General features: G+C 43.2%; 6 protein-coding genes. 5 read left to right on the top strand and 1 reads right to left on the bottom strand.

Going from position 1 to position 6,279, the window contains the following annotated elements:
- The first annotated feature begins 386 nt into the window (after positions 1–386).
- The 5 genes from ACH0QE_RS00030 (at position 387) to ACH0QE_RS00010 (ending at position 5,109) form a co-directional block, all read left to right on the top strand.
- Positions 387–929, top strand: a complete 543-nt coding sequence (locus ACH0QE_RS00030) for a general stress protein (protein WP_415798719.1) — start codon at positions 387–389, stop codon at positions 927–929.
- 848 nt (positions 930–1,777) lie between these two features.
- A complete protein-coding gene (gene nosD / locus ACH0QE_RS00025) occupies positions 1,778–3,133 on the top strand; it encodes a nitrous oxide reductase family maturation protein NosD (RefSeq protein WP_415798718.1) in 1,356 nt (451 codons plus the stop codon).
- Entirely contained in the window at positions 3,130–3,591 is a 462-nt protein-coding gene (locus tag ACH0QE_RS00020; RefSeq protein ID WP_415798717.1) for a nitrous oxide reductase accessory protein NosL, read from the top strand. Before nosD ends, ACH0QE_RS00020 begins: the two co-directional genes overlap by 4 nt.
- Complete coding sequence (locus ACH0QE_RS00015; protein ID WP_415798716.1) at positions 3,588–4,406, top strand: ABC transporter permease; 819 nt, start codon at positions 3,588–3,590, stop codon at positions 4,404–4,406. Before ACH0QE_RS00020 ends, ACH0QE_RS00015 begins: the two co-directional genes overlap by 4 nt.
- The gene (locus ACH0QE_RS00010; protein WP_415798715.1) at positions 4,399–5,109 is read left to right on the top strand and encodes an ABC transporter ATP-binding protein; all 711 of its coding nucleotides are present in this window, start codon (positions 4,399–4,401) and stop codon (positions 5,107–5,109) included. Before ACH0QE_RS00015 ends, ACH0QE_RS00010 begins: the two co-directional genes overlap by 8 nt.
- A gap of 79 nt (positions 5,110–5,188) precedes the next feature.
- On the opposite strand, the gene ACH0QE_RS00005 is transcribed toward ACH0QE_RS00010, so the two are convergent.
- Positions 5,189–5,806 (bottom strand): nitrous oxide reductase accessory protein NosL, encoded by a 618-nt coding sequence (locus ACH0QE_RS00005; protein ID WP_415798714.1) that lies wholly within the window; start codon positions 5,804–5,806, stop codon positions 5,189–5,191.
- Positions 5,807–6,279 lie beyond the last annotated feature (473 nt).

Genomic DNA, 6,279 nt, shown 5'->3' with positions numbered 1-6,279 from the left:
GCCAACGGCGACGAGGAGGCTCACCGCCGGCCCCGCGGAAAGCGAAGCTCCTGGAACGGAAATCAACAGCCCCATTCCAGCGCCATCCAAAAAAAGACTGTAAACAAACACGATTTTCATCGAGTTTGTCTACAGTCTGAGATGGCTTCTTAGCCATCTTTTCTATTTCCTTGACTCTATGTTTAGACAAAAATGTGACGGGTAATGGTTCTATGTAGGCAAAATCACACAATTTGTTAAATGGTAAATAGTTGTATTGGCATATTTCTTAGTTTTGAGAATCTCAGCTTCGAGACTATGAAATGCTGCAACAGATACCATTAAGCTCAATTAGTGATAAATTCAAATGCGAAAGAGCGTAAAAACTAGAATGGAGGTAATAGTCTATGGAAAAGACAATCGTTGGAGGAGTATTTAGGGATTCAGACGAAGCCATTGGTGCGATTAGAAGGCTAAAGGAAATGGGATTTGACACGAACGATTTATCGATCTTTGCAAAGGACGATGATAAACTGGAGAACATCGAAGACAAAACTGATGTAGATGTAATTGAAAATGATTCTGATCGTGGTAAAAATGCTGGCAAGGGTGCCGGTATTGGTGCAGGAACTGGTGGTGTTCTTGGAGGAATCGCTGGCCTGATTGCTGAAATCGGTCTGCTTTCAATTCCTGGGATTGGTGTCCTTGCTGCCGCGGGTCCCCTAGCAACTACATTGAGTGGTGCAGCGATTGGAGCTACAGGTGGCGGAATTGTTGGTGCATTGACAGGCGCCGGAGTAACGGACGATGACGCCAAGGAATATGAGAGATACTTGAAGGAAGGCAATATCCTGGTATTAGTCGAAGTGGATGAGGAAAGAAGAGAGGAAATCCATACCACTTTTAGAGACTCAAATTCATTAAACACTGATATGTATGTGACTTCCTAAGCTGGAGGGCAAGAGGCATTCCTTTGGACAGGGATGCCTCTTTTTTATAGTTAAGGAAACTATAAAATTTTTGAGTTGTGGATAACTTCATGAAGTTTTCTTAATCCAGCTCCAGCGCCTAGCCCCTCGAGACGCTTCGGTCCGCACAATGAAGTCAAAGAACGACTTCACCGGTCGGCCCTCCAGCGCTTGTCGGGGCTGAACGAGGCGCTTGCGCTTTTTGTTCTGCAGGCTAGCCTGAATATCAGGCCTTATTGCCTCGAAAATTAAGTTGAAAGGGTAGTTTTTAATGCGGGAGAATTTTTTTATAGCCCAAGACCAAATTTTTATAGCGGAAAAAACTTTTATATAGCGACTTTTTCAATATTATAGCGACATTTCTATTTATATAGCGACTTTTTCATTTATATAGCGAGAAATTCTTTTTATAGCGAAATGGTAATTACATGTATTAATTACCGTTTATCTGGTAAAAAAAGAAACCGCAATCATTACTCGGCTTCCTGTTCTGGTGTATCTGGCTTACACATCTTATCAATACCGACACCGATCACAAGCATCATCGCAATCGGAATGGAGAAGTTTAAAATATGAACAAAAGTCATGTCAAAGTCCTCCCTTAATCCTTAGTAAGGTTTACATATTATTAATATTATATTGGATTTGTCACAAAATAGACACATTTACCTTTGGTTATTCTGAAAACTTTACTGATTTATATAGTTTACCCCTGTTTTCACTATAAAGCTCTTCATTAACTTCAACGATTCCCAACAATTATTTCAAGGTTTCATCACATTTTTTTGCTAGTTTTAAAAAGAGAATACAGTACAGGGAGGAGGCAGCTTATGTGGAGGCTGACAAGGCCGTTTGCATTTCATTTCTTTTTGCTTCTTTTGCTTCTTTTGCTCGTTCCCGTCAGTACCTACGCTGATGAGTTCAAAGTGGAAGTCGGCCAATCGGTCCAGAGAGCTGTTGACAGTGCCAGCATTGGGGATACCATCCTTATCTCTCCAGGAGTCTACAAAGAAAGTGTCGTGATCAATAAGGAAGTCTCTATAAAAGGAGAAGAGGGAGCGATTATTGATGGCGGTGGAAAAGGGAATGTCATCACGGTCACAGCTTCAAATGTGGTTCTTGATGGACTCATAATCCAGAACAGCGGGTCTGGACAGGAGGACAGCGGAATTTACATCAACAAGGCAGACCGAAATGTTATTCAAAACAATCTATTAAAAAATGTACAAAACGGAATTTTTTTAGCGAACAGCAATGAAAACAAGCTGCTTGGCAATCGTATTGCGAGCAATGAATCTCATTTCTCCAAGCGAGGGAACGGTATTCACATGTTCAAGGGAGGCGGCCATTTGCTGAAAGAGAATGAGATTGCCAATGTTCAGGATGGGATTTATTTTGATTTTACGAAAGGCATAAAGCTGCAAGGGAATCACATCAGTGAATCCCGCTATGGTATGCATATGATGTTCAGTGAAGACATACTGGCGGAAAAAAACCTTGTAGAAAAAAATGTGACTGGCCTCATGGTGATGGGCTCAGCACGCATTGATTTTATTGAAAACAAGGTGACCGACCACTTTCACTTCCGCGGCTATGGAATCCTGATTTATGAAACAAAAGATGTCCTCATTGAGGGCAATGAAATACTTCGGAACAGCACAGGACTGTCCCTGGAATATGGGGTCGATACCCTGGTCAACAGGAATCAGATTGCAGCTAATCAAGTAGGGCTTGAATTCATGGGAAAGAATGAAAATAACACGTTTTCCGAAAACAACTTCATCGGGAATGTCGTTCAGTCGAAGATTTCCGGGGAAGATATGAGGCTGGATGATGGTGTGAAGGGAAACTACTGGGATGATTACAGCAGTTTTGACCTTTCAGGTGATGGAATGGGAGAAGAGGCTTACAAGGCAGGTTCTCTGTATGATCGCCTATTGAGGAAACAGCCGTACTGGCAATTCTTTTTTGAAAGCCCTTCGATCAAGCTATGGACTAAGGCGGAAGCTTTATTTCCTTCTTTTGGGGCAGCAGATGTATATGATGCCCGCCCTCTGGTAGAGCCGGTAACCATGCTTAAGGAAGAAGAACAGCGGAGCAAGGACCGAATGATGCCAGGAGTATTAGGAGTACTGTTTATTTTGTTCTCGATATTCGTCATTGTGAAAGGAAGGAAACTGCGATGATTAAAAAGCTTGGAATTCTAATAATGATGTTCGTTGGGGGAGTATCGGGCTGCAGCAACAGTGCAATGGAGCCGGAGGAAATCAACCCTGAAATTGATGTGTGCGAGGTTTGCAATATGGGCCTTGCCCATGAGCAGTATGCTACAGAGGTTGTCACAGCCGATGGCGAAGTATATAAGTTTGATGATATCGGCTGCATGGATGAATTCCTGGAAATGGAGACAGATCTGAAGGAAGAAAGTGCGAAAAAATATGTACGCGACGTGGACACAGGCGAATGGATTGAACTGGACAAAGCCTATCATGCGTACCATCCGGATTTCTGGACACCAATGGCAAATGGTGTGGTCAGTTTCAAGGACAGGGAGAGCGCTGAAAATTACGTGAAGGAACAGGGAATGGGTGAAGTGCTGGATTATGAATCATTAAAGAAACATGAGTGGAGCTGGGAGCAATGAGGCACATCGCGAGGCAGCAGCTGACATTGATGATGAGAAGCCATTGGCTTGCCGGCTTTGGCATATTGTTCTCATCTCTTGCCGTGATGGTTGCTTTTTTGGGCAACACAGGAGGAACAGGTTTTGACGGATTTAACAGGATGACGGCCAGCTTGCTGAATATCAATTTACTGTTGATTCCTTTGCTGTCTTTGCTGATTGGCAGCTTGTTTTTGTCGGGTGAAAAGGAAGATCGCGGGCTAACGCTGCTGCTGACATACCCTATTTCACCATGGGCAGTTATTCTTGGGAAGTATACAGGTTTGTTTGTTGCAGTCTGGTCTGTATTGACTTTTGGGTATGGTGCAGCATTGCTCGTCATCTTTTTCGTTGGCGGGGGAGTCTCAGTATCTTTGCTGGTATTATTTTATGTGTATTCGATCCTGCTGGCTGCCATTTTCCTGTCGCTGGCAATGATGATTGGCATAATGGCCAAAACGCGGTTCCAGGCGCTAGGTATAAGCTTGATTGTCTGGGCCTTCCTTGTGCTTTTCTATGAATTTATCATTATGGGGTTGAGCATGTTCATGATGAAGCAATGGCTGCTGCCAATGCTGACTGTGTCCATCTTTCTGAATCCAGTAGAGTTGATCCGTGTCCAGTCTATTTTGTCGTTGGATGGAGCCTCGGTATTTGGGCCGAGATTATATGATTTAACCATCTGGGCAGATGGGTTGATAGGCAAAACGCTATTTATTCTTGCTGTTTTGCTTTGGACGATACTGCCTGTCCTATACTCTGTGTACAGGACTAAACGGGGGGTTGAGGATGAATAGCAAGGAATGGATAAGGGTAGAAGGATTGGCAAAACACTATAGCTCGACAAAGAAGATTACTGATATCAGCTTTTCAATCGACAAGCCTGAAATCTTTGCACTCTGCGGTGGAAACGGTGCAGGCAAGAGTACATTGATCAAAATGCTTACAGGGATTATGAAGCCGACTGCGGGCATGGTATTTATGGACGGTAAGGAAGTTGAGCTGCAAAGTAAAGGTTTCAAAAAACTATTTTCATATATGCCGGATGAAATGCTCTTTCCACGCCAGCTGACGGGATTGGAAGTTTTGACTTTTTTTGCGAGGTTAAGAGGAATTAGTGATAAAAAAGTGACTGAAGCCCTTCATCAGGTTGGCTTATTTGATGTAAGGAATATGCAGATTAAACAATATTCTAAAGGAATGCAGCAGCGGCTTTCTCTTGCGCAGGCACTGTTGCCGGATGTCCCGCTGCGAATTCTCGATGAACCAACCAATGGACTAGACCCACTCTGGGTGTATCGCTTTAAGGAGATTATACAGGAAGAGAAACGGCAGGGCAGAACGATTTTCTTTACTACCCATATCCTTAGCCTGGTGGAGGAATTGGCTGACAGAGCTGCGTTCATGCAGGTGGGGCAATTGCAGTATTGTGATACAGTAGAATCACTAGTGCAAAAAAACGGTGTCTACACACCACTTGAAAAGCTCTTCTTCAATTAGGTATTAGTTAAATACCAGACGAAAAATCCCGGTGTTGATTCAACACCGGGATTTTATGATTATTTTGTTAACTTCACCATTAATGTCCGCTTTCTTCGCTTTCTCCATCCATTTCGCTATCCTTATCCATGCTGTCGCTATTCATCTTCATTTTTTTCATATAGCGTTCGTTTGCGATTTGGTCGATTTGCGCCCATGTTGCCATGGCAGGATTCTTGTCGCTGTTTTCTGATATGAATTTTTCCGCGCTTTCGTTGTCTTTGAAGAATGCATAGCCGTATTTCATAGGTGTTTTAAGGTCTGCTTTTACAGGAGTCGCAGAATCAGCCTCGACCCATTCTGATGTGATATAATCACGGACCCATTTCTCCTCGAATTCAACATCATCACGTCTAGTGATATTCAATAGACAACCTGAGTCATCAAAGAATACATACTCTCCGTCTTTCGTTTTGGCCTGTGCGGTGAAAACTCCCATTGGATCAGCTTCAGGATATACCTTCATGTTGCAGAATGCACAGACATCGTCAGCACCTGGTTCATGAGGCCCATCTGCCTGGTCATCATCATCGGGTTTCACTTCAGTTGCCGCAGTTTCCTGACCATCTTTTTGTTCATTTTCAGCCGCTTCATCTCCGCAGGCAGAAACGATTATCATTAAAAATAATGCGACCATGATAGCAAATAATTTCTTCATAAAAATCTCCTCCTTTGATCGAATTTAATCCTATCAGGGAGTTGTGACTCGATGAAAATCGTGTTTGTTTACAGTCTTTTTTTGATTGGTGGTGAAATTGGGGCTGTTGATTTCCGTTCCAGGCGCTTCGCTTTCCGCGTGGCTGGCGCTGAGCCACCTCGCGACCGTTAGGGTTCTGTGGGGTTCATTTTGTTGACAAACTGAGCGCAGGGACGTTGTACCATATACTTCGCTTTTATTTAATTGAGTTTAAAGCACTTTTTCCGTCAGGGGTATCTGCAACAGGTCAACCTAGTCTGCATTTCCCTCTGGACGAATTTTATTATCCGATAGACCAGTTTTTTTCCTGAGGTTAGAGAATCAAAGTATTGACGACAAACCCGATAAATTTTTTCAATGATGGAGGGGATTCATCGGGACTCAGGGTTTGGAATTTTTGCTTGTTGGGATTGGGGTCCTTGTATCTTTGATCC

It is taken from the genome of Mesobacillus sp., from assembly GCF_047739415.1.
Lineage (GTDB): Bacteria > Bacillota > Bacilli > Bacillales > Cytobacillaceae > Mesobacillus.
The sequence above is the reverse complement of the archived record's forward strand: the minus strand, read 5'-3'. Positions and strand labels throughout refer to the sequence as shown.